Raw genomic sequence first — 19,726 nt, 5'->3', positions numbered from 1 at the left:
CTGGCAGCGTCGGCTACAGCAGGCGGCTGGCTTCGGCGAGGACCCCGCGCAGGATCTCGTAGATGGCGTCGAACTCCTGTTGCCCGCTGATCAGCGGCGGCGCGAGCTGCACCACCGGGTCCCCGCGGTCATCGGCCCGGCAGTACAGGCCCGCCTCGAACAGCGCGGGCGTCAAGAAGCCCCGCAGCAGCCGCTCGGACTCCTCGTCGTTGAACGTCTCCCGGGTGGCTTTGTCCTTGACCAGCTCGATGCCGTAGAAGAAGCCCTCACCGCGGACGTCGCCGACGATCGGAAGGTCGTAGAGCTGCTCGAGCGTGGCCCGCAGCGCCGGCGCGGTGTGCTTGACGTGATCGTTGATGCCCTCGCGTTCGAAGATGTCGAGGTTGGCCAGCGCGACCACCGAGGAGACCGGGTGGCCGCCGAACGTGTAGCCGTGTGCGAACACCGTCTTGCCGTCGTTGAACGGTTCGAACAGCCGGTCGCTGGCGATCATCGCACCGATCGGTGAGTAGCCCGATGTCAAACCCTTTGCGCAGGTGATGATGTCGGGTACATAGCCGAAGTCGTCACAGGCGAACATCGAGCCGATCCGCCCGTAGGCGCAGATCACCTCGTCGGACACCAGCAGCACGTCGTACTCGTCGCAGATCTCGCGGACCCGCTCGAAATAACCTGGCGGAGGCGGGAAACAGCCGCCGGCGTTCTGCACAGGTTCCAGGAAGACGGCCGCTACGGTGTCGGGTCCCTCGAACTCGATCGCTTCGGCGATGCGGTCGGCGCAGTACTGCCCGAAGGCCTTCTCGTCGTCGCGATACGGGGCAGGCGCGCGGTAGAAGTTGGTGTTGGGTACCCGGAAGCCGCCGGGGGTCAGCGGCTCGAACGGCGCTTTGAACACCGGCAGACCGGTGATCGCCAGTGCGCCCTGCGGTGTGCCGTGATAGGCCACCGCTCGCGAAACCACCTTGTGCTTACCGGGTTTGCCGGTCAGCTTGAAGTAGTTCTTGGCCAGCTTCCACGCCGACTCGACCGCTTCACCGCCGCCGGTGGTGAAGAACACCCGGTTCAGGTCGCCCGGCGCGTAATTGGCCACCCGTTCGGCCAGTTCGATCGCGGTCGGTGTCGCGTAGGACCACAGCGGAAAGAACGCCAGCTGCTCGGCCTGCTTGGCCGCGGCCTCGGCCAGTTCCTGGCGGCCGTGGCCCACCTGCACGACGAAAAGTCCTGACAGTCCGTCGATGTAGCTCTTGCCGTTGCTGTCCCAGATCGTGACACCCTCGCCGCGGGTGATGATGGGCGGGGTGATACCGGCGCCGTGCCGAGCGAAGTGGCCCCACAGGTGACGGTCGGCTTTGGCGCCGAGTGCAGCCGAAAGCCCTTGTGCGGTATCGATGTCGGTCACCTGGTCCCCCAGTCATATTGTTGTTTGACCAACTTCAGGTAGACGAGCGTCTCGGTGGAGAGAACGCCCGGCAGGGCGCGGATCTGGGTGTTGAGCAGATCGAGCAGGTCGTCGTCGTCGGCGCACACGACTTCGACGATCACGTCGAACGAGCCGGCAGTCAGCACCACGTAGTCGACCGAGTCGACGGCGGCCAACTTCTCGGCCACCTTGGTGGTGTCGCCCGTGCAGCGGATGCCGATCATGGCCTGACGCGCGAAACCCAACTGCATCGGGTCGGTGACCGCGACGATCTGCATGACGCCCGCGTCGACCATGCGCTGGACGCGCTGGCGGACCGCGGCCTCCGACAGCCCGACCGCCTTGCCGATGCCCGCATACGAGCGACGACCGTCTTCCTGCAGCTTCTCGATGATCTGCTTCGAGAGCTCGTCGAGCTGAAACGCCGCACCAGGGCGGGACTGGTTGACCCGGAACGACGCCGGTCCGGCGCCGTGCACGGGACCCGGGGTAGCCATGCCCAAGATTGTGCACGGAATCCGTCGTGGCAAGCAACCAGGGCTATGAAATCACGCGTGACGGGTGGCTTTTGCGGTTGTAATGCGTAGCTGGCGTGCGCGACGTCGGTTAGCGTTGGCCCATGAACGTCGCGGGTAGCTGGATGGTGGGGGCGCCGGTGGTAACCGGCGGCCGGGCGCATCAGGTTCTCAACCCGGCCACCGGCCGGCCGGTCGCCGGGTACGCGTCGGCTGCGCCCGCCGACGTCGACACCGCGGTGGCTGCGGCGCGGGCGAGCATGCCCGGGTGGGCGGGCGCGACGCCTGCGCAGCGGTCGGCGGTGCTGGCCGCGTTGGCGCGGCTGGCGGGCGAGCATGCCGAGCATCTGGTGGCCGAAGAGGTCAGCCAAACCGGCAAGCCGGTGCGGTTGGCTGCCGAGTTCGACGTGCCCGGCAGCCTCGACAACATCGACTTCTTCGCCGGTGCCGCACGTCATCTCGAGGGAAAGGCCAGCGCCGAGTACTCCGCTGAGCACACTTCGAGCATCCGGCGGGAGGCCGTCGGCGTCGTCGCGACCATCACGCCGTGGAACTATCCGTTGCAGATGGCGGTGTGGAAAGTGTTGCCCGCCTTGGCCGCCGGCTGCACCGTGGTGATCAAACCCAGCGAGCTGACCCCGCTGACGACGCTCACGCTGGCCCGGTTGGCCACCGAGGCGGGACTGCCCGACGGCGTCTTCAACGTCGTGACCGGCGCGGGACCCGACGTCGGGGCCGCGCTGGCCGGCCACTCCGGGGTCGACATGGTCACGTTCACCGGATCCACCGCGGTTGGGCGCACGGTGATGGCCGCCGCGGCCGCACACGGGCACCGCGTGCAGCTCGAACTGGGTGGCAAGGCCCCGTTCGTGGTGTTCGACGACGCCGATCTGGACGCCGCGATCCCGGGTGCGGTGGCCGCCGCGCTGATCAACACCGGCCAGGACTGCACGGCCGCCACGCGCGCGATCGTGGCCGCCGACCTCTACGACGACTTCGTCGCCGGGGTCGCCGAGGTGATGGGCAAGGTGGTCGTCGGTGACCCCGGCGACCCCGACACCGACCTTGGCCCGCTGATCTCGACGGCGCACCGGGCGAAGGTCGCCGGCATGGTGGCGCGGGCGCCCAGTCAGGGCGGGCGCATCGTCACCGGCGGCGCCGCGCCAGAGCGCCCGGGGTGTTTCTACCTGCCGACGCTGATCGCCGGCGTCGGCGAACAGTCGGAGGTCTACCGCGACGAGATCTTCGGCCCGGTGCTGACGGTGCGTGCCTGCACCGACGACGACGACGCGCTGAGGCAGGCCAACGACACCGCCTACGGGTTGGCGGCCTCGGCGTGGACCCGTGATGTGTATCGGGCGGAGCGGGCAGCACGGGAGATCAAGGCGGGTTGCGTGTGGATCAACGACCACATCCCGATCATCAGCGAGATGCCCCACGGCGGCGTCGGCGCCTCGGGCTTCGGCAAGGACATGAGCGATTACTCGCTCGAGGAGTACCTGACCGTCAAGCACGTCATGAGCGACATCACCGGGGTCGCCGACAAGGCTTGGCACCGAACGGTTTTCACCAAACGCTGATGGGGTCGAGAAGCGACTGGGCAAGGGGTAAACTCAGCTCATGACCGCGAGCACGCGGGTCGACGAGTTCGAGGACCTACGACCGCACCTGCTGGCTGTGGCCTACCGGCTCACCGGAACCGTCGCCGACGCCGAGGACGTCGTGCAGGATGCGTGGCTGCGCTGGAACCGGGCCGAGGACGACATCTACGATCTGCGGGCCTGGCTGACGACGGTGGTCAGCCGGCTCAGCCTGGACCGGTTGCGTTCGGCCGCGCACCGGCGCGAGATGTACTTCGGCGAGTGGCTGCCCGAGCCGGTCGTCACCCCGTTGGACGGATCGGATCCGCTGGCGACCGTCGTGGCCGGCGAGGACGCCCGGTTCGCGGCGATGGTGGTGCTGGAGCGTCTCACCCCCGACCAGCGGGTGGCGTTCGTGCTGCACGACGGCTTCGGGCTGCCGTTCGCCGAGATCGCCGACGTGCTCGGGGTCAGCGTCGCCTCAGCGCGCCAACTCGCGTCGCGGTCACGGCGGACCGTGGCGGCCGCGCCCGCCCCGGTGACCGACGACACGCACAACGAGGTGGCCGGGGCGCTGATGGCCGCGCTGGCCGCAGGCGACATGGAAGCCGTTGTGCGCCTGCTCCATCCAGAGGTCACCTTCACCGGTGACTCCAACCGCAGAGCCCCCACCGCGGCCCGCGTCATCCACGGCCCCGACAAGGTGGCGCGGTTCCTGTTCGGGCTGGCGCGCCGCTACGGGCCGGGCTGGCTGTCGTCCAATCAGCTGGCGCTGGTCAACGGTCAGCTCGGCATCTACAGCTCCGGGATCCCTGCGGCCGACGGCCACCCGGAACTGATGCCGCGCGTGACGGCGATAACGGTGCGCGATGGAAAGGTCTGCGCCATATGGGATATCGCCAACCCCGACAAGTTCACCGGTTCGCCGCTGGTTCGTCCGTCGCCCACGGCACCCGGCACGCATCCCCAGAGTTGAAACCCTGCTCGGTGATGCCGAGCGCGGAGTACATGCGCGCCCGCATGTTCTCCACCCCGATCTGATAGGTCAGCTCGACCACCCCGGCGTCGCCGAATCGGCGTTTGAGGTCGTCGACCTGTTCGTCGGTGATGGTGTGCGGGTCAGTGGTCATGGCGTCGGCGTAGGCGATCGCGGCCCGCTCGTCGTCGCTGAACAGCGGCGAGGTGGCGTAGCTGTCGATGTGCTTGAGTCGGTCGACGTCGAGGCCGTCGAGGCGTTGCAGCATCGAGCCGAAGTCCACGCACCACGAGCAGCCGACGGTGCGCGCGGTCCAGAACACCGCGAGTTCCCGCACGCTGACGGGCAGCTTCTTGGAGCCCGACTGCAGCATGCTCTCGTGCACGGCGTTGGCCACCATCAGCCGCGGATGGTGCGCGGCCACGGCGAACGGTTCGGGCACCTCGCCGAAGCGCCGCCTGGCGACCCGGTAGAAGATTCTGGTCAGCAGCGAGGCCTGCTTCGGGGCCACGGGTTCGATGCGGGTCTTCTGTGCGTTCTCGGTCATATCCGTTAGACGAGGCAGCCTGCCGACGTGTGACACCTTTTCCGCCCAAAGGGACAAACGGGCGCGAAAGTGCGGGTGGATTTCGCCCAAACGTCACATTCGGCGGCGAAAAGGCGGCGTTGAGAACTCTCCAAGAATCCCTCAAGGGGTCAGCCTGAACCTTCTTCCAGACCACGCGCCGCCGAGGCGCACCGGAAGAAGGGGAAAGCTCATGACGAAGTTCCGCAAGATGGTGCGCGCGGCGGTGATCGCCGCGCTGATCGGGGCCGCGGCCCTCGGCTTGTCCGGCGGCATCGCCGCGGCGACCGTGTACGGGGACCCCGTCGACGCCGCCCAGTACTGGGTGCAGCAGAACCTCGACGATTGCTCGTTGATGGCCACCGCTGACGTGGTGGGCCAGTTGACCGGGCGGCAGCCGTCCGAACCCGAGATCGTGCACCTGGCCGGGGTGACGCCCAGCGCGCACCACGACGGCCCGGTCTACCTGCCGCCGAGCGACCCCGACGACCCGGACTCGGGACGCGGCACCGATTCGCGCGATCTGCCGATTCTGTTGGCGCACTATGGTATCCACTCGGTCTACACCGACGACGACGTCGCCGACGAGGTCGGCGTGCCGACGGGGTTGACCTCGTTGGCAATCGCGCTCGCCGCCGGTCACAAGGTGATCGCCGGCGTCAACGCCGAGACGATCTGGGACATCGACGGCGATCGCAGCATCGGAAACCACGATCTCGTGGTCACCGCGATCGACACCGACGCCGGCGTCGTGCACCTCAACGACAGCGGAACCGAGGACGGCGCCGACGAGCAGGTCTCCATCGCCACCTTCGAGCGGGCCTGGCAGGCCAGCGACCATGACATGGTGGTGGCCCTGGTCGCCGCGTGAGCCGCTTGGACGCGATGGCGGGCAGCCCGGCCGGGCCGCCCGCCATCGGCGTATCCGCCGCCACAGGTAGTACCGTTTTCAACCAGCCAAGGAGGGGACCCCGCCCACCATCCGACACGATGCGGGCTCGAGGAGAGTGGCAATGGACGACACCCCGCAGCACTCGCGGGTGGGCTCGCGGTTCGGGCCGTACCTGATCAAGCGGCTGATCGGCCGCGGCGGCATGGGTGAGGTCTACGAGGCCGAGGACACCGTCAAGGGCCGCGTCGTCGCGTTGAAGCTGCTGCCCGACGCGTTGTCGGGCGACCCGGTGTTCCGCGAACGGCTGCAGCGTGAGGCCCGGTCCGCAGGCAAGCTCCAGGAACCGCACGTGGTGCCGGTCCACGACTACGGCGAGATCGACGGGCACCTCTTCGTCGACATGCGCCTGATCGACGGCATCGATTTGCGAACCACGCTGCAGCGCACCGGGCCCATGCCGCCCGCGCAGGCGGTCGGGCTGGTCCGTCAGATCGCGGCGGCCCTGGACGCGGCCCACGATGCCGGTGTCATGCACCGCGACGTCAAGCCGGAGAACATCCTGGTCACCCGCGACGGCTTTGCCTACTTGGTCGACTTCGGCATCGCCAGCGCGGCCACCGACCACACGCTCACCGAGAAGGGCACCGCGATAGGCACATACGCCTACATGGCGCCCGAGCGCTTCAGCAGCGACCCGGTCACCTACCGCGCCGACATCTACGCGCTGGCCTGCGTGCTGCATCAGTGCCTGACCGGATCGCAGCCCTACCGGACCGACAGCCTCAGCATGCTGATCACCGCGCACCTGATCCAGCCGGCGCCGCGGCCCAGCCAGGTGCGACCGGGTGTCCCGCCGGCCTTCGACGCCGTCGTCGAGAAGGGAATGGCCAAGCGGGCCGAGGACCGCTACGCCAGCGCCGGTGAACTGGCCCGCGCCGCCGAGGCCGCAGTGGGTCCGCCCGACAGTTCGGCTTACCCCGGTCGCGGCGGCCGCGTTCGCCCCACCGCCACCACGCGGCCGGCGGCGGCCGCTGGTCATCGGGGGCGCGGCGGCGCTGGTGGTGGTCGTGGCCCTGGCGGGCGTCGTCACGTGGCTGGTCGCCCGGTCACCGGGCAACGCATCGGGGATGTCGGAGACACTGACGATCACCCGCACCGTGGCGCGCGGCCCACGCGCGCCGATCGAGACCACCGCCGCGCTGACCCCCCACGAACGCAAGCTGCTCAGCCTGGTCCCCGATTCGGCGGCATGCACGCCGAACAAGCTGTGGAGCGATGCGCTCGCGGCGGTCGACTGCGCGCCGGCCTCGACGGACGATGGGCACGGCTCGGCGTTCTACGCGTTGTTCGGTGACCCCGACACGCTGGAAAACCAGTTCCAGTCCGTCATCGCCGACGACGTGCTCACCGCCTGCCCCGGCGCCGATGACTCGCCGACCAACTGGAACTACGACGACGGCAGCGACGACGCCGAAGGGTCGCTGGCGTGCGGCGCGTTCGACGGCACCGCCGACATCGTCTGGACGAGGACCGCCGACCTGCTTCTCGGCAGCGCCGCGGGCACCGACCTGAGCCGCCTCTACGACTGGTGGGTCAACACCGCGTGAGCGGCTAGCGCGAAATCACGTTCCCGGCCCGGGGATTGAGGTTACCGTTAGCCCTTCGAGGGAAAGGGCGATGCACTGGCGATGGCTGGCTCTGGTGTCGGTTTCGGGGTGTTGGGACCGTTGCAGATGTCCATCGACGGGATCGACGTCTCGGCCGGAACCCCCAAACAACGTGCGGTGCTGGCGATGTTGGTCATCAACCGCAATCGCGCCGTCGGCGTCGACACGCTGATCGGCGCGGTGTGGGGTGAGTCGGCGCCGGCCGCCGCGCGGGCCAGCCTGTACTCGTATGTCTCCAACCTTCGCAAGACCATCGGCGGGGCCGGGGTCGAACCGCAGGCGATGCTGGCCAGCGCACCGCCGGGATACCGACTCGCGGTCGCCGAGCAGGATTGCGACATCGGTCGATTCGGCGCGCAGAAGGCCGCCGGGGTGCACGCCGCGGCGACGGGTGACTTCGAGCGGGCCGCCGGTCTTCTGAGCGCCGCGCTGGGCCAGTGGCGCGGCCCGGTGCTCGACGACCTGCGCGACTTCGCGTTCGTCGACCCGTTCGCCACGGCGCTGGAGGAGGAACGGCTGGCGGTGGTCACTGCCCTGGCCGAGGCCGAACTCGCCTGCGGCCGCGCGGCCGACGTGATCGGCGACCTGGAGAAGTTGACGACCGAGCATCCGTACCGAGAACCGCTGTGGGCCCAGCTGATAACCGCCTACTACCTCGCCGAGCGGCAGTCCGATGCGCTCGAGGCGTATCGGCGGCTGAAGGTTGCGCTTGCCGACGACCTCGGCATCGACCCCGGACCCACCGTGCAGGGGCTCTACGAGCGCGTCCTGCGTCAGCAACCCCTCGATGCCCAGCGGTCGGCGCAGAGCGCGGCCGTCGCCGCCGAAACCGTGCTGGACCAACGCACAAAGGTCGACGGCGCCACCACCTCGGCGTGGTTGGTCGACGCGTCGGGGCAGCGCCACCCCCTGCAGGAGGTCGCCACCCGTATCGGCCGGCTGCCCGACAACGACATCGTCATCGACGACGCCAGGGTCAGCCGACACCACGCGGCGATCATCGACACCGGATCCGGCTGGGTGCTCAGCGACCTGCGCTCTGCCAACGGGGTCTGGCTGCGCCACAGCCGGATTCGCGGCAGTGCGCCGTTGACCCCCGGTGACCCGATCGGCATCTGCGGGCACACGTTCACCTTCGAACTCGCCACCGGGTGATTTCGGTGTAGTTGGTCAACCTCAGCGTGACGAACTACACCGAAATCGCAACGGTTAGCGCGCGAACATCAACGCGCGCTTGACCTCCTGGATCGCCTGGGTGACCTGGATACCGCGCGGGCAGGATTCGGTGCAGTTGAACGTGGTGCGACACCGCCACACCCCGTCCACCTCGTTGAGGATGTCGAGGCGCTCGGCGGCACCCTCGTCGCGGCTGTCGAAGATGAACCGGTGCGCGTTGACGATGGCGGCGGGTCCGAAATAGGACCCCTCCGACCAGTACACCGGGCAACTCGTCGTGCAGCACGCGCACAGGATGCATTTGGTGGTGTCGTCGTAGCGGGCACGGTCGGTCTGGCTCTGGATGCGTTCCCGCGTCGGGGGATTGCCGCTGGTCATCAGGTACGGCTTGATCGCGCGGTAGGCATCGAAGAACGGCTCCATGTCCACCACGAGATCCTTCTCCACGGGCAGGCCGCGGATCGGCTCGATGGTGATGGTCAGCTGCTTCTTCGGGTTCTTCGGCAGCATGTCACGCATCAGCACCTTGCACGCCAACCGGTTCACACCGTTGATGCGCATGGCATCCGAACCGCACACCCCGTGCGCGCAGGACCGCCGGAACGTCAGCGTGCCGTCGAGGTACCACTTGACGTAGTGCAGCAGGTTCAGCAGCCGGTCGGTGGGCAGGCACGGCACCCGGAAGCTCTGCCAGCCCGCCGCGTCGGGGTCCTCCGGGTTGAACCGTGCGATCTTCAACGTCACCATCACCGAGCCCTCAGGCACCGGCGGCAGCTCCGGATCCCTGGTCTGCACGTCAGGAGTAACGGTCATCAGTACTTCCGTTCCATCGGCTCATATCGCGTCTGTACCACCGGCTTGTAGTCCAACCGGATGTCGGAGAGCAGTTCGGTGCCCTGTTTGTAGGCCATCGTGTGGCGCAGGTAGTTGGTGTCGTCGCGGTTGGGGTAGTCCTCGCGGGCGTGGCCGCCGCGGGATTCCTTGCGGTTCAACGCACCCACGACGGTGACCTCGGCCAGCTCCAGAAGGAAACCCAGCTCGATCGCTTCGAGCAGGTCACTGTTGTAACGTTTGCCCTTGTCGTGCACCGTGATCCGGCTGTAGCGCTCCTTGAGGGCGTGGATGTCGGTCAGCGCCTGCTTGAGCGTCTCCTCGGTGCGGAACACCGCGGCGTTGTTGTCCATCGACTGCTGCAGCGCGCCGCGGATATCGGCGACGCGCTCGTTGCCGTGCTCGGAGAGGACGTGACCGACCCAGCCGACGACCATGCCCGCCGGGTCCGCAGGCAGGTCGACGTGGTCGTGGCCCAGCGCGTAGTTGGCCGCGGCGATGCCCGCGCGACGGCCGAACACGTTGATGTCCAGCAGCGAGTTGGTGCCCAGCCGGTTGGCGCCGTGCACCGAAACACACGCGCACTCCCCGGCGGCGTACAGCCCCGGCAGCGGGGTGGTGTTGTCGCGCAGCACCTGCCCGTTGACGGTGGTCGGGATGCCGCCCATCACGTAGTGACAGGTCGGATAGACCGGCACCAGCTCGGTGACCGGGTCCACCCCCAGATAGGTGCGGGCGAACTCGGTGATGTCGGGCAGCTTGGCCTCGAGCACGTCGGCGCCCAGATGGCGCACGTCGATGTAGACGTAGTCCTTGTTCGGCCCGGCGCCGCGGCCCTCGAGCACCTCGAGCACCATCGAGCGCGCGACGATGTCGCGGGGGGCCAAATCGACGATCGTCGGCGCGTAGCGCTCCATGAACCGCTCGCCCTCACCGTTGAGCAGCCGACCGCCCTCACCGCGCACCGCCTCGGAGATCAAAATGCCCAGGCCGGCCAGGCCCGTCGGATGGAACTGGTGAAATTCCATGTCCTCCAACGGAAGTCCCTTACGGAACACGATGCCCAGCCCGTCGCCGGTCAACGTGTGGGCGTTGGAGGTGGTCTTGTACATCCGGCCAGAACCGCCGGTGGCGAACACGATCGCCTTGGCGTGGAAGACGTGGATGTCACCGGTGGCCAGTTCGTAGGCGACGACGCCGGTGGCCACCGGACCCGACTGCGTCTCGGTGATCGCGATGTCCAGCGCGTAGAACTCGTTGAAGAACTCGACGTCGTGCTTGACGCAGTTCTGGTATAGGGTCTGCAGGATCATGTGGCCGGTGCGGTCGGCGGCATAGCAGGCGCGGCGAACCGGGGCCTTGCCGTGATCGCGGGTGTGCCCGCCGAAGCGGCGCTGGTCGATGCGGCCCTCGGGGGTGCGGTTGAACGGCATCCCCATCTTCTCCAGGTCCAGCACCGCGTCGATGGCTTCCCTGCACATGATCTCCACGGCGTCCTGGTCGGCGAGATAGTCGCCGCCCTTGACGGTGTCGAAGGTGTGCCACTCCCAGTTGTCCTCTTCGACGTTGGCCAGCGCCGCGCACATGCCGCCCTGCGCCGCGCCGGTGTGGCTGCGGGTCGGGTACAGCTTGGTCAGCACCGCGGTGCGCGCGCGTGGGCCCGCCTCGACTGCGGCGCGCATACCCGCGCCGCCTGCGCCGACGATGACGACGTCGTAGCGATGTTCAACAATCATTGGTCAAACCCCGATGTTCGCGTCGAAGGTGACGAGCACGTATGTGCCCAGCACCAACGTGAACCCTGTGGCCAGCAACAACAGTGAATTGAGATAGAACTTGGTGACGTTCTTGCGCGAGTAGTCGCCGATGATGGTGCGCATCCCGTTGGCCCCGTGCAGCATCGCCAGCCACAGCAGCGCCATGTCCCAGATCTGCCAGAACGGTGAGGCCCAGCGTTCGGCGACGTAGTTGAAGTCGATGCGGTACACGCCGTCCTGCCACATCAGCATGACGAACAGGTGCCCCAGCGCCAGAAACACCAACGCCACCCCGGAAAAGCGCATGAACAGCCAGGCGTACTTCTCGAAGTACGGGATCCCCCTGGCGCGGCGCGGCGCGCGCGGATGGTCCAGGCTGGCCGGACGGTCGTACTCCTTCTCCATCACCGGGGCGATGCGGCCCTCGCGGTGATGCGGCGTCCACTTTTCTCCCGCCGGCGCGCTCACAGGAACCGCTCCGCCATGTGCATGCCGATCACCCCGAGTGCGGGGATGAACACCGCCAGGAACACACCGACCACCACCCACAGCATCTGCCGTTGGTAGCGCGGTCCGTGCTGCCAGAAGTCGATGAGGATGACTCTGATCCCGTTGAGGGCGTGGTAGAGCACCGCCACGACCAACCCGATCTCCATCAGGCCGACGATCGGTGTCTTGTAGGTCTCGATGACTCCGTTGTAGGCCTGCGGGCTGACCCGCACCAGCGCGGTGTCCAGGACGTGTACGAACAAGAAGAAGAAGATCGTCGCGCCGGTGATGCGGTGCAGCACCCACGACCACATGCCCGGATCGCCCCGGTAAAGGGTGCGTCTGCGCGACGGCCTCGGTTGCGGGGCGGCAACCGCGGTGCCCCCGGGCGTCACCCCCGAAGTTTGAGTACTCATCTGGCCTCCAACGTCTGAACGCTTGGGCACCGGAGGCGCGCACCGCCGAACATCGGTGGTTCGGCCCGGTTTGCTCTCCACCCAAACCTCGGGGCGACTCTAATCCCAGTCGCACTACTAAACGAACTACGGTTTACCCGGCTGTGCACGAAAAACGCGAAAGTTAGGGTTAGCAATTTCACAGCCGCTGTGGCGGCGCCGAACAGTGGAACGCATCCAGAATCGGGCCAGTGGAGGTGGCATGACGGCCGATATCGACTGGGAAATGTTGCGGCACAAGGCAACTGACGTCAGCGCTAGCGCGTATGCGCCGTATTCGGGGTTCGCTGTAGGCGCAGCGGCCCTGGTCGACGACCGTCGGGTGGTGACCGGCTGCAATGTGGAAAATATCTCATATGGCCTTGGTCTCTGCGCCGAGTGCGCAGTGGTCTGCGCCCTGCATTCCGGTGGCGGTGGACGCCTGATCGCGCTGTCGTGCGTGGACGCGGCGGGGGAGTTGCTGATGCCGTGCGGGCGGTGCAGGCAGGTGCTGCTCGAGCACGGCGGGCCCGAAATGCTGATCGACCATCCGCGCAGCCCCAAACCGCTCGGTGAGCTGTTGCCCGACGCGTTCGGCCCGCAGGATCTCGCCCGGCGCAAGGAAACCCGATGACCGCGGCCGCGAACGTGGGTTACCGGCACGGGATTCGCGAGCACGCGTGGCACAACCCCACATTCGACGCGCGGTGGGGCGATGCCGCAGCCATTTGACGCGCCGACGGTGATCCGCACCAAGCGTGACGGCGGCGCGCTCTCGGACGCGGCGATCGACTGGGTGATCGACGCCTACACGCACGGCCGGGTGGCCGACGAGCAGATGGCGGCGCTGTTGATGGCGATCTTCCTGCGCGGGATGTCGGACCCGGAGATCGCCCGCTGGACGGCGGCCATGGTCGCGTCGGGAGACCGGCTGGACTTCTCTGACCTGCGCCGCGACGGTAAACCGCTGGCGTTGGTCGACAAACACTCCACCGGCGGGGTGGGCGACAAGATCACCATCGCCCTGGTTCCGGTGGTGATGGCCTGCGGTGCCGCGGTGCCGCAGGCGGCGGGGCGCGGGCTCGGCCACACCGGCGGCACGCTCGACAAGCTGGAATCCATCCCGGGTTTCACCGCGGAGCTCTCCACAGCCCAGATCCGCCAACAGCTTTGCGATCTGGGCGCCGCGATCTTCGCGGCCGGCGACCTCGCTCCGGCCGACCGCAGGATCTACGCGCTGCGTGACGTGACCGCCACCACCGAGTCGCTTCCCCTGATCGCCAGCTCGGTGATGAGCAAGAAGATCGCCGAGGGCACCCGCGCGCTGGTGCTGGACACCAAGGTGGGTTCGGGTGCGTTCCTCAAGACCGAGGCCGAGTCGCGCCGGCTCGCCCGCACGATGGTCGATCTGGGCACCGCGGCCGGGCTGGTGACCCGGGCGCTGCTGACCGACATGTCCACCCCGCTGGGCCGCGCCGTCGGTAACGCGGTCGAGGTCGAGGAATCGCTGGAGGTGTTGGCCGGCGGCGGCCCCGCCGACGTCGTGGAGCTGACGGTGGCGCTGGCCGCCGAGATGCTCGACGCCGCCGGGATCGACGGGGTGGACCCCGCCGAGACGCTGCGCGACGGGTCGGCGATGGACCGGTTCCGTGACCTCGTCGCGGCCCAGGGCGGCGACGCGACGCGAAAACTGCCGGTCGGGGCGCACACCGAGACCGTGACCGCGCCGCGGGGTGGCACGATGGGAAGCATCGACGCGTTGGCAGTGGGACTGGCGGTGTGGCGGCTCGGCGCGGGCCGCTCGGTCCCCGGTGAGCAGGTGCAGCCCGGCGCCGGGCTGCGCATCCACCGGCGCCCCGGCGAGCCCGTCACCGCGGGCGAAGCGCTGTTCACGCTCTACACCGACACGCCGGAGCGGTTCGCGGGCGCGGTGGCCGAACTGGACGGCGGCTTCACCGTCGCCGACGAAGCACCCCCGGCACGGCCGTTGATCATCGACCGGATGGCGTCATGACGACGCCGCTGACCCTGGAGAGCATCCGTCGCGCCCCCAAGGCGCTGCTGCACGACCATCTCGACGGCGGGCTGCGCCCGGCCACCATCGTCGAGCTGGCCGAGGCGACCGGCTACACCGGGCTGCCCGTCACCGACGCCGACGAACTGGCGACCGCGGTCCGCACAGCCGCGCACAGCGGATCGCTGGTGCGCTACCTCGAACCGTTCGCCCACACCGTCGGGGTGATGCAGACCCCGGAGGCGCTGCACCGCGTTGCCTACGAGTGCGTCGAGGACCTCGCCGCCGACAACGTCGTCTACGCCGAGGTGCGGTTCGCACCGGAGCTGCACATCGACGGCGGGATGTCGCTGGACGCGGTGGTCGACGCGGTGTTGGCCGGTTTCCTCGACGGGGAGAAGGCCGCCGCCGCCGAGGGCCGCGCCATCACGGTGCGCTGCCTGGTCACCGCGATGCGCCATGCCGCGCGGTCGCTGGAGATCGCCAAGCTGGCGATCCGCTTCCGCGACAAGGGCGTCGTCGGCTTCGACATCGCAGGCGCCGAGGCCGGACATCCGCCGACGCGCCATCTCGACGCGTTCGAGTACATGCGGAGCAACAACGCGCGCTTCACCATTCACGCCGGTGAGGCGTTCGGGCTGCCGTCCATCCACGAGGCGATCGCCTACTGCGGCGCCGACCGGTTGGGCCACGGGGTGCGGATCGTCGACGACATCATCGAGGAGCCCGGCCGCCCCGTCCGATTAGGCAGGCTGGCGTCGCTGCTGCGCGACAAGCGGATCCCGTTCGAGATGTGTCCGAGCAGCAATGTGCAGACCGGCGCGGTGGCCAGCATCGCAGACCATCCCTTCGATCTGTTGGCGCGCCTGCGGTTCCGCGTCACCGTGAACACCGACAACCGGTTGATGAGCGACACCTCGATGAGCCAGGAGATGCTGCGGCTGGTCGAGGCGTTCGGCTACACCTGGAGCGATCTGCAGCGGTTCACGATCAACGCGATGAAGTCGGCGTTCATCTCGTTTCACGAACGGCTCGCGATCATCGACGACGTGATCAAGCCGCGCTACGCCGTGCTGATCGGCTAACGCTGCCCGGCCCAGCGGCCAAGCAACCGGGCCGCATCGGCGCACAGCGTCTCGACGACGTCGGCGGCGGATGCGACGGTGTCCAACACCCCGACGCCCTGCCCGGCGTTGACCGGCGCCATCCGGTGGTCCCCGGCGGCGACGGCAGCGGCGAGCGCCTCGCGCTCGGCGCCGGTCAGTTCGGTTTCCCTGCCGTCCCACTTGTCGGTAAATGCGTTGCGCAGCACCCGTTCTGGAAGTGTCGCCGGCCACGGATAGCCCTGCGCGACGTCGAAGACCCGGGTGGTCACGGTGTCGGTGTCGTGTGCGTCGAGCAGGGCGTTGCGCACGGCGGGGGTGACGGACGCTTCGAGGCACGCGCTGAACGCGGTGCCCACCCACGCCGCCGCCGCGCCCGCGGCCAGCACCGCGGCCACGCCGCGGCCCGAGGAGATCCCGCCCGCGGCCAGCACCGGCAGCGAGTGGCGGTCGAGCACCGAGGTGAGCAGCGGCAGGGTGCCCACCCGGGGTGCGCCGTGGCCCCCGCCTTCGGTGCCCCGCGCGATCAGCACGTCGACGCCGGCGTCGACCGCGCGCTGTGCCGCGGCCAGATCGCCCACCTGGGTCGCGGTGGTGACCCCGGCGTCGCGGGCCGGCGCCACCCAGGAGAAGTCGTCACCGAAACCCACCGAGAGCAGCGCGGGACGGGCGGCCAGCGCCGCGTCCAGCAGCCCGGGTTCGGCGGCGGCGACCCAGTCCACCAGGCCGATGCCGAACGGGAAATCCAGGCCGGAGAGGCCGATCAACTCGGTCTCGAGCTTGGCCCGTGAAGCCGAGCTGCCCATCCCGAGCATGCCCAGCCCGCCTGCCCGCGACACCGCGGCGGCCAGCGCAGCGCCGGCCACCCCGCCCATCGGCGCGTTGACGATCGGCACCCGAAGCCCCATCCGGGCCGACCAGTCGGTGGCAAGCATCAGCCGTAGGCTTGCTCCGGGCGCAGCCGCGACTCCACAAACGCCTCCAGCGACTCCCACTGCTGCACGGCCTTGGCGTACGGCGCCGCGGGGCGGCTCACCTTCTTGGGATCCAGGACGTGGGCGAACAGCCGGCCCAGCGGCTGATCGGCCTCGAGGGTCTGCTGCACCGTGGTGTCCTCGGCGTAATCGCCGACGTCCCTGAGCAGTTCGACGGCCAGCTCCAGCTGGTCGCGGTCCAGCGCGTCGGGACCCTCGGCGACGTCGTCGACCAGGCCGGTCAGCACGTAGACGTTCTCGTCGCTGACGTCGACCCGCAGCGACCCGTCGGTGGCCGCGGTGCGGATGTCGTCGTAGGTGGCCAGATCGGACAGGTCATGGTCGTGCTCGTCGGCCAGGTAGCGCGCCAGCGCGCGTTCGGAGCCGAACACGCTGATCCGTCCGTTGCGGCCCAAGAAGACCGGGCGGTCATCGAGGTAGCAGCGCAACGTGTAGTAGGTGCCCGCGCTGGCCATGATCCGCACCGGATCGATGCCGACCTTGATCCAGAAGTCCTCGTCGCTGCCCAACACCAGGTTCGTGGCCTGGGCGGCGAGCGCATCGGATTCCCCGTCGCCGGCCTCATCGGCCGGGGTCTCGGCGTCGAGCTCTGCGATCGGGTCGTCTTCCGCCTCGGGCTCGGGGGCGGATTCGGCCAACTCGGCCTCGGCTTTCTTGGCGGCGGCCGCGTCGACGTCGGGGATGGTGATCACCTCGTCGAGCGCGTCGATCACGCCGTCCCAGCCGCGGTGCACCACCGTCAAGATCTCCGCCCAGCGCTTGCGGCCGCTGCGGCCGCCGAACGCCTCGACGCCGCCGCCCAGCGTGCCCAGCACCGGGTTGCCGTTGAAGAACTTGGTGATCGGCGCGAGTTCACACACCGAGCCGATGGCCGAGACGACGGCCAGCGTGCGGTGCAGACGCGTCACCGAATCCTCGTTGGGCTTGTCGGCGAGCAGTTCCTCCACGCCGATGATGTCGAACTGGCGGTCCTCCGGGGGATCGAGCCGGTGCGCGTTGGCCCCGGTCAGCTTCTCCCACGCCGGATGGTCGTTGAGGTCGTTGTCGTCGTTGGTCCTGACGAACGCGACCATGTCGGCCACGGATTCGAACGCATACAGGTCGTCGCCCTTGCCGAGGAAGGCCTCCCACTCGTCGCCGGCGTCGCGCCAGCGTGGAGCCCACAGCGTGTACAGGTCACCCTTGGTCAGCCCGAGCCGGATCGGCACGATGTCAGCAGCCATGGCGCACAGCCTAACCACCGGGTCTGGCAGGGCCTCACGCCGTCGGGCGCCAGAAGCCCTGGAAGCCCTGTCCGGCGTTCTCGGTGCGGATTGGCGACAGCCTGACCGGATCACCGGCCTCGATCATCGTGCCGTTGCCCACGACCATCGCGACGTGACCGTCCCACACCGCGAGGTCGCCGGGGCGCAGCGAACTCGCGTCCACGGCGGCACCCACGTCCTGTTCCTGCGCCAGCCGCGGGATCGCCAGTCCCGCTTCGTCATAGGCCCACTGGGTCAGGCCGCTGCAGTCCAGGCCGATGCCCGGGGTGGTGCCGCCCCACTCGTACGGCACCCCCAGCTGCGTCAACGCATGGCGCACGGCGCTGGCGGCCACCGCGTTGGGCGCCGTCGCGACGCTGCCGTCGGGCAGCCGCACCGCGACCCCGTCGCCGAACGTCGCGGCGTCCGGTGTCGGCGCCGTGACGTCCGGGCGCGACAGGGACGCCAGCTCAGCCCACCCACCACCGAGGCCCGAACCCGCCGACCCGCCGCCGATCGCGGGCATCGCCGGTATCGACGGGCTGGTCATCCCGGCCGGCGACGTCGGCGCCGGCACGGCCGCCGGCGCTGAGGTCGGCAGCGCCGCGGCGCGGCCGTCGAGTTCGGCTTCCAGTTCCGCGATGACGGCGGCGGCCTCCTGGACCGAGCGTCGCGCCTCGGCCAGCAGCGTCTCCATCGCGCCGGGGGTGTCGAGATAAGGCTCCAGCGCGGCGGCGCGGGCCTCGAAGTCCTCGACGATCGCCTGCAACCGGGCGCGGGCCTGCGCGCCGGCGTGGGCCGCGGTGCGCGCCGCGGTGCTCAGCCGGTCGACATGGTCGGCGATTTCCTCGACGGCACTGACCGTCGCATCGAGGTAATCCGCCGCACCGTCGGCGCCCGCACCCGACCACCACGCATGTGCGTGGCGCACCGACCCCCGCACGGATGCCGCCACGTCACCGAGCGCATCGCGCACGGTGCCGAGCACGACGGCCGGATCCGCGGCGTGGCCTCCCGCACCCGAACCGACCACGGACTGCAGCTCGCGTATCGGCGACGACAACGCGGCCACCAGCGCACCAGGCATCGTCAGATGCCGGCGATGCGGGCGCCCGCGCCGCCGTCGGCGGCGTCGTATGCGGCGGCAGCGGCGTGGGCGGTGCGTCCCGACGACGCCAACCGGTCACTCAGCGCGGCGAGGGTGCGCGCGCCGTCCGCGGCCGCCTGCGCCAGCGCGGCCGTGAACCGCTCGCCGATCGGACCCAGGTCCGGCGGCGGCAGGGACGCCAACACGGCGGCAACGTCGGTGAGTGCGGCGGCATGGGCGGTGGTGGCGGATCCCAGGGCGCGGATCGCATCGGTATCGGCGAACATGCGGTTAGGACGCACAGCGCGCGCGATCGGTTCCATTAAGGTTCGGCGCATGGATGTGCGCGTCGTCGACCACCCGCTGGCCGCGGCGCGGCTGACCACCCTGCGCGACGAGGCCACCGGCAACGCGTCCTTCCGCGCGGCGCTGCGCGACCTGACGCTGATGCTGGTCTACGAGGCCACCCGCGACATGCCCGTCGAGCAGGTGAGGGTGCGCACCCCGATCGCGGAAACCACCGGTTGCCGGCTGACCAACCCGCCGCTTCTCGTGCCGGTGCTGCGCGCCGGGCTGGGCATGGTCGACCAGGCCCACGCGCTGATCCCCGAGGCGCTGGTCGGCTTCGTCGGCGTCGCGCGTAACGAGGAAACGTTGACGCCCACGCCGTATCTGGAGTCGCTGCCCGACGATCTGAGCAATCAGCCGGTGATCGTGCTGGATCCGATGCTCGCGACCGGCGGTTCGATGGCGCACACCATCGCGCTGCTGGTGTCACGCAACGCCATGGACATCACCGCGATCTGCGTGGTGGCCGCTCCGGAAGGCCTTGCGGCGCTGGAGAAGGTGGCCCCGAATCTGCGGCTGTTCACCGCCACCATCGACGAGTGCCTCAACGACATCGCCTACATCGTGCCGGGCCTCGGCGACGCAGGCGACCGCCAGTTCGGTCCGCGCTGACCGTTCTTTCGTCTGCTCGCG

The 19,726-nt window shown here is 69.1% G+C and carries 19 protein-coding genes and 2 pseudogenes; 10 read left to right on the top strand and 11 right to left on the bottom strand.

Features of this window, described 5'->3' with window-relative positions:
* Positions 1-13: 13 nt before the first annotated feature.
* Both K3U96_RS20020 and K3U96_RS20015 read right to left on the bottom strand, forming a co-directional pair.
* Entirely contained in the window at positions 14-1,399 is a 1,386-nt protein-coding gene (locus tag K3U96_RS20020) for an aspartate aminotransferase family protein (protein ID WP_220690866.1), read from the bottom strand.
* On the bottom strand, positions 1,396-1,917 hold the full coding sequence (locus K3U96_RS20015; protein WP_220690865.1) for an Lrp/AsnC family transcriptional regulator: 522 nt from the start codon (positions 1,915-1,917) through the stop codon (positions 1,396-1,398). Before K3U96_RS20015 ends, K3U96_RS20020 begins: the two co-directional genes overlap by 4 nt.
* 122 nt (positions 1,918-2,039) lie before the next feature.
* Here K3U96_RS20015 and K3U96_RS20010 point away from each other — a divergent pair, with 122 nt between their 5' ends.
* Entirely contained in the window at positions 2,040-3,515 is a 1,476-nt protein-coding gene (locus K3U96_RS20010; protein ID WP_220690864.1) for an aminobutyraldehyde dehydrogenase, read from the top strand.
* Between the two features lie 40 nt (positions 3,516-3,555).
* Complete coding sequence (locus K3U96_RS20005) at positions 3,556-4,491, top strand: sigma-70 family RNA polymerase sigma factor (RefSeq protein WP_220690863.1); 936 nt, start codon at positions 3,556-3,558, stop codon at positions 4,489-4,491.
* On the opposite strand, the pseudogene K3U96_RS20000 reads toward K3U96_RS20005, so the two are convergent.
* A pseudogene (locus K3U96_RS20000) lies at positions 4,430-5,071 on the bottom strand (carboxymuconolactone decarboxylase family protein); the annotation flags it as partial. The gene K3U96_RS20005 and the pseudogene K3U96_RS20000 overlap by 62 nt on opposite strands.
* A 178-nt stretch (positions 5,072-5,249) precedes the next feature.
* On the opposite strand from K3U96_RS20000, the gene K3U96_RS19995 reads away from it, so the two are divergent.
* The 4 genes and pseudogenes from K3U96_RS19995 (at position 5,250) to K3U96_RS19980 (ending at position 8,770) form a co-directional block, all read left to right on the top strand.
* On the top strand, positions 5,250-5,927 hold the full coding sequence (locus tag K3U96_RS19995) for a cysteine peptidase family C39 domain-containing protein (RefSeq protein WP_069407313.1): 678 nt from the start codon (positions 5,250-5,252) through the stop codon (positions 5,925-5,927).
* A gap of 142 nt (positions 5,928-6,069) precedes the next feature.
* Positions 6,070-6,912 (top strand): annotated as a pseudogene (locus K3U96_RS19990) (serine/threonine-protein kinase); the annotation flags it as partial.
* A 379-nt stretch (positions 6,913-7,291) separates the two neighbouring features.
* The gene (locus K3U96_RS19985; protein ID WP_220690861.1) at positions 7,292-7,555 is read left to right on the top strand and encodes a hypothetical protein; all 264 of its coding nucleotides are present in this window, start codon (positions 7,292-7,294) and stop codon (positions 7,553-7,555) included.
* An 81-nt stretch (positions 7,556-7,636) separates the two neighbouring features.
* Entirely contained in the window at positions 7,637-8,770 is a 1,134-nt protein-coding gene (locus tag K3U96_RS19980; RefSeq protein WP_220690860.1) for a BTAD domain-containing putative transcriptional regulator, read from the top strand.
* A gap of 54 nt (positions 8,771-8,824) precedes the next feature.
* On the opposite strand, the gene K3U96_RS19975 is transcribed toward K3U96_RS19980, so the two are convergent.
* The 4 genes from K3U96_RS19975 to sdhC are packed head-to-tail and all read right to left on the bottom strand — an operon-like array spanning position 8,825 to position 12,284.
* On the bottom strand, positions 8,825-9,604 hold the full coding sequence (locus K3U96_RS19975; RefSeq protein WP_069407316.1) for a succinate dehydrogenase iron-sulfur subunit: 780 nt from the start codon (positions 9,602-9,604) through the stop codon (positions 8,825-8,827).
* Positions 9,604-11,358: a succinate dehydrogenase flavoprotein subunit gene (sdhA, locus tag K3U96_RS19970; protein ID WP_220690859.1), complete on the bottom strand. Its 1,755-nt coding sequence runs from the start codon at positions 11,356-11,358 to the stop codon at positions 9,604-9,606. Before sdhA ends, K3U96_RS19975 begins: the two co-directional genes overlap by 1 nt.
* Before the next feature lie 3 nt (positions 11,359-11,361).
* Positions 11,362-11,784: a succinate dehydrogenase hydrophobic membrane anchor subunit gene (locus tag K3U96_RS19965; protein ID WP_230982539.1), complete on the bottom strand. Its 423-nt coding sequence runs from the start codon at positions 11,782-11,784 to the stop codon at positions 11,362-11,364.
* Positions 11,785-11,843: 59 nt separating this feature from the next.
* A complete protein-coding gene (gene sdhC / locus K3U96_RS19960; RefSeq protein WP_084223647.1) occupies positions 11,844-12,284 on the bottom strand; it encodes a succinate dehydrogenase, cytochrome b556 subunit in 441 nt (146 codons plus the stop codon).
* 241 nt (positions 12,285-12,525) lie between these two features.
* On the opposite strand from sdhC, the gene K3U96_RS19955 reads away from it, so the two are divergent.
* The 3 genes from K3U96_RS19955 to K3U96_RS19945 all read left to right on the top strand — a co-directional run bounded on the left by K3U96_RS19955 (position 12,526) and on the right by K3U96_RS19945 (position 15,401).
* Positions 12,526-12,936 (top strand): cytidine deaminase, encoded by a 411-nt coding sequence (locus K3U96_RS19955; protein ID WP_220690858.1) that lies wholly within the window; start codon positions 12,526-12,528, stop codon positions 12,934-12,936.
* 81 nt (positions 12,937-13,017) lie between these two features.
* Entirely contained in the window at positions 13,018-14,316 is a 1,299-nt protein-coding gene (locus K3U96_RS19950) for a thymidine phosphorylase (RefSeq protein WP_220690857.1), read from the top strand.
* Positions 14,313-15,401 carry an adenosine deaminase gene (locus K3U96_RS19945; protein WP_220690856.1) on the top strand — a complete coding sequence of 363 codons (1,089 nt, stop codon included), beginning with the start codon at positions 14,313-14,315 and terminating at the stop codon, positions 15,399-15,401. The genes K3U96_RS19950 and K3U96_RS19945 overlap by 4 nt, the downstream gene beginning before the upstream one ends.
* Here the strand turns inward: K3U96_RS19945 and K3U96_RS19940 are convergent.
* Genes K3U96_RS19940 through K3U96_RS19925 form a run of 4 tightly spaced genes read right to left on the bottom strand, consistent with a single transcriptional unit; the run spans position 15,398 to position 19,032 of the window.
* Positions 15,398-16,354 carry an NAD(P)H-dependent flavin oxidoreductase gene (locus K3U96_RS19940; RefSeq protein WP_220690855.1) on the bottom strand — a complete coding sequence of 319 codons (957 nt, stop codon included), beginning with the start codon at positions 16,352-16,354 and terminating at the stop codon, positions 15,398-15,400. The genes K3U96_RS19945 and K3U96_RS19940 overlap by 4 nt on opposite strands.
* A complete protein-coding gene (gene satS, locus K3U96_RS19935; protein ID WP_220690854.1) occupies positions 16,354-17,637 on the bottom strand; it encodes a protein export chaperone SatS in 1,284 nt (427 codons plus the stop codon). The genes K3U96_RS19940 and satS overlap by 1 nt, the downstream gene beginning before the upstream one ends.
* 34 nt (positions 17,638-17,671) lie before the next feature.
* Entirely contained in the window at positions 17,672-18,745 is a 1,074-nt protein-coding gene (locus K3U96_RS19930; protein ID WP_220690853.1) for a C40 family peptidase, read from the bottom strand.
* A 2-nt stretch (positions 18,746-18,747) separates the two neighbouring features.
* The gene (locus tag K3U96_RS19925) at positions 18,748-19,032 is read right to left on the bottom strand and encodes a type VII secretion target (protein WP_220690852.1); all 285 of its coding nucleotides are present in this window, start codon (positions 19,030-19,032) and stop codon (positions 18,748-18,750) included.
* Between the two features lie 49 nt (positions 19,033-19,081).
* Here K3U96_RS19925 and upp point away from each other — a divergent pair, with 49 nt between their 5' ends.
* Complete coding sequence (gene upp, locus K3U96_RS19920; protein WP_220690851.1) at positions 19,082-19,705, top strand: uracil phosphoribosyltransferase; 624 nt, start codon at positions 19,082-19,084, stop codon at positions 19,703-19,705.
* Positions 19,706-19,726: the final 21 nt, after the last annotated feature.

It is taken from the genome of Mycolicibacterium holsaticum DSM 44478 = JCM 12374 (genome assembly GCF_019645835.1).
Taxonomy (GTDB): Bacteria; Actinomycetota; Actinomycetes; order Mycobacteriales; family Mycobacteriaceae; genus Mycobacterium; species Mycobacterium holsaticum.
This window is presented reverse-complemented; position numbering and strand designations above follow the sequence as displayed.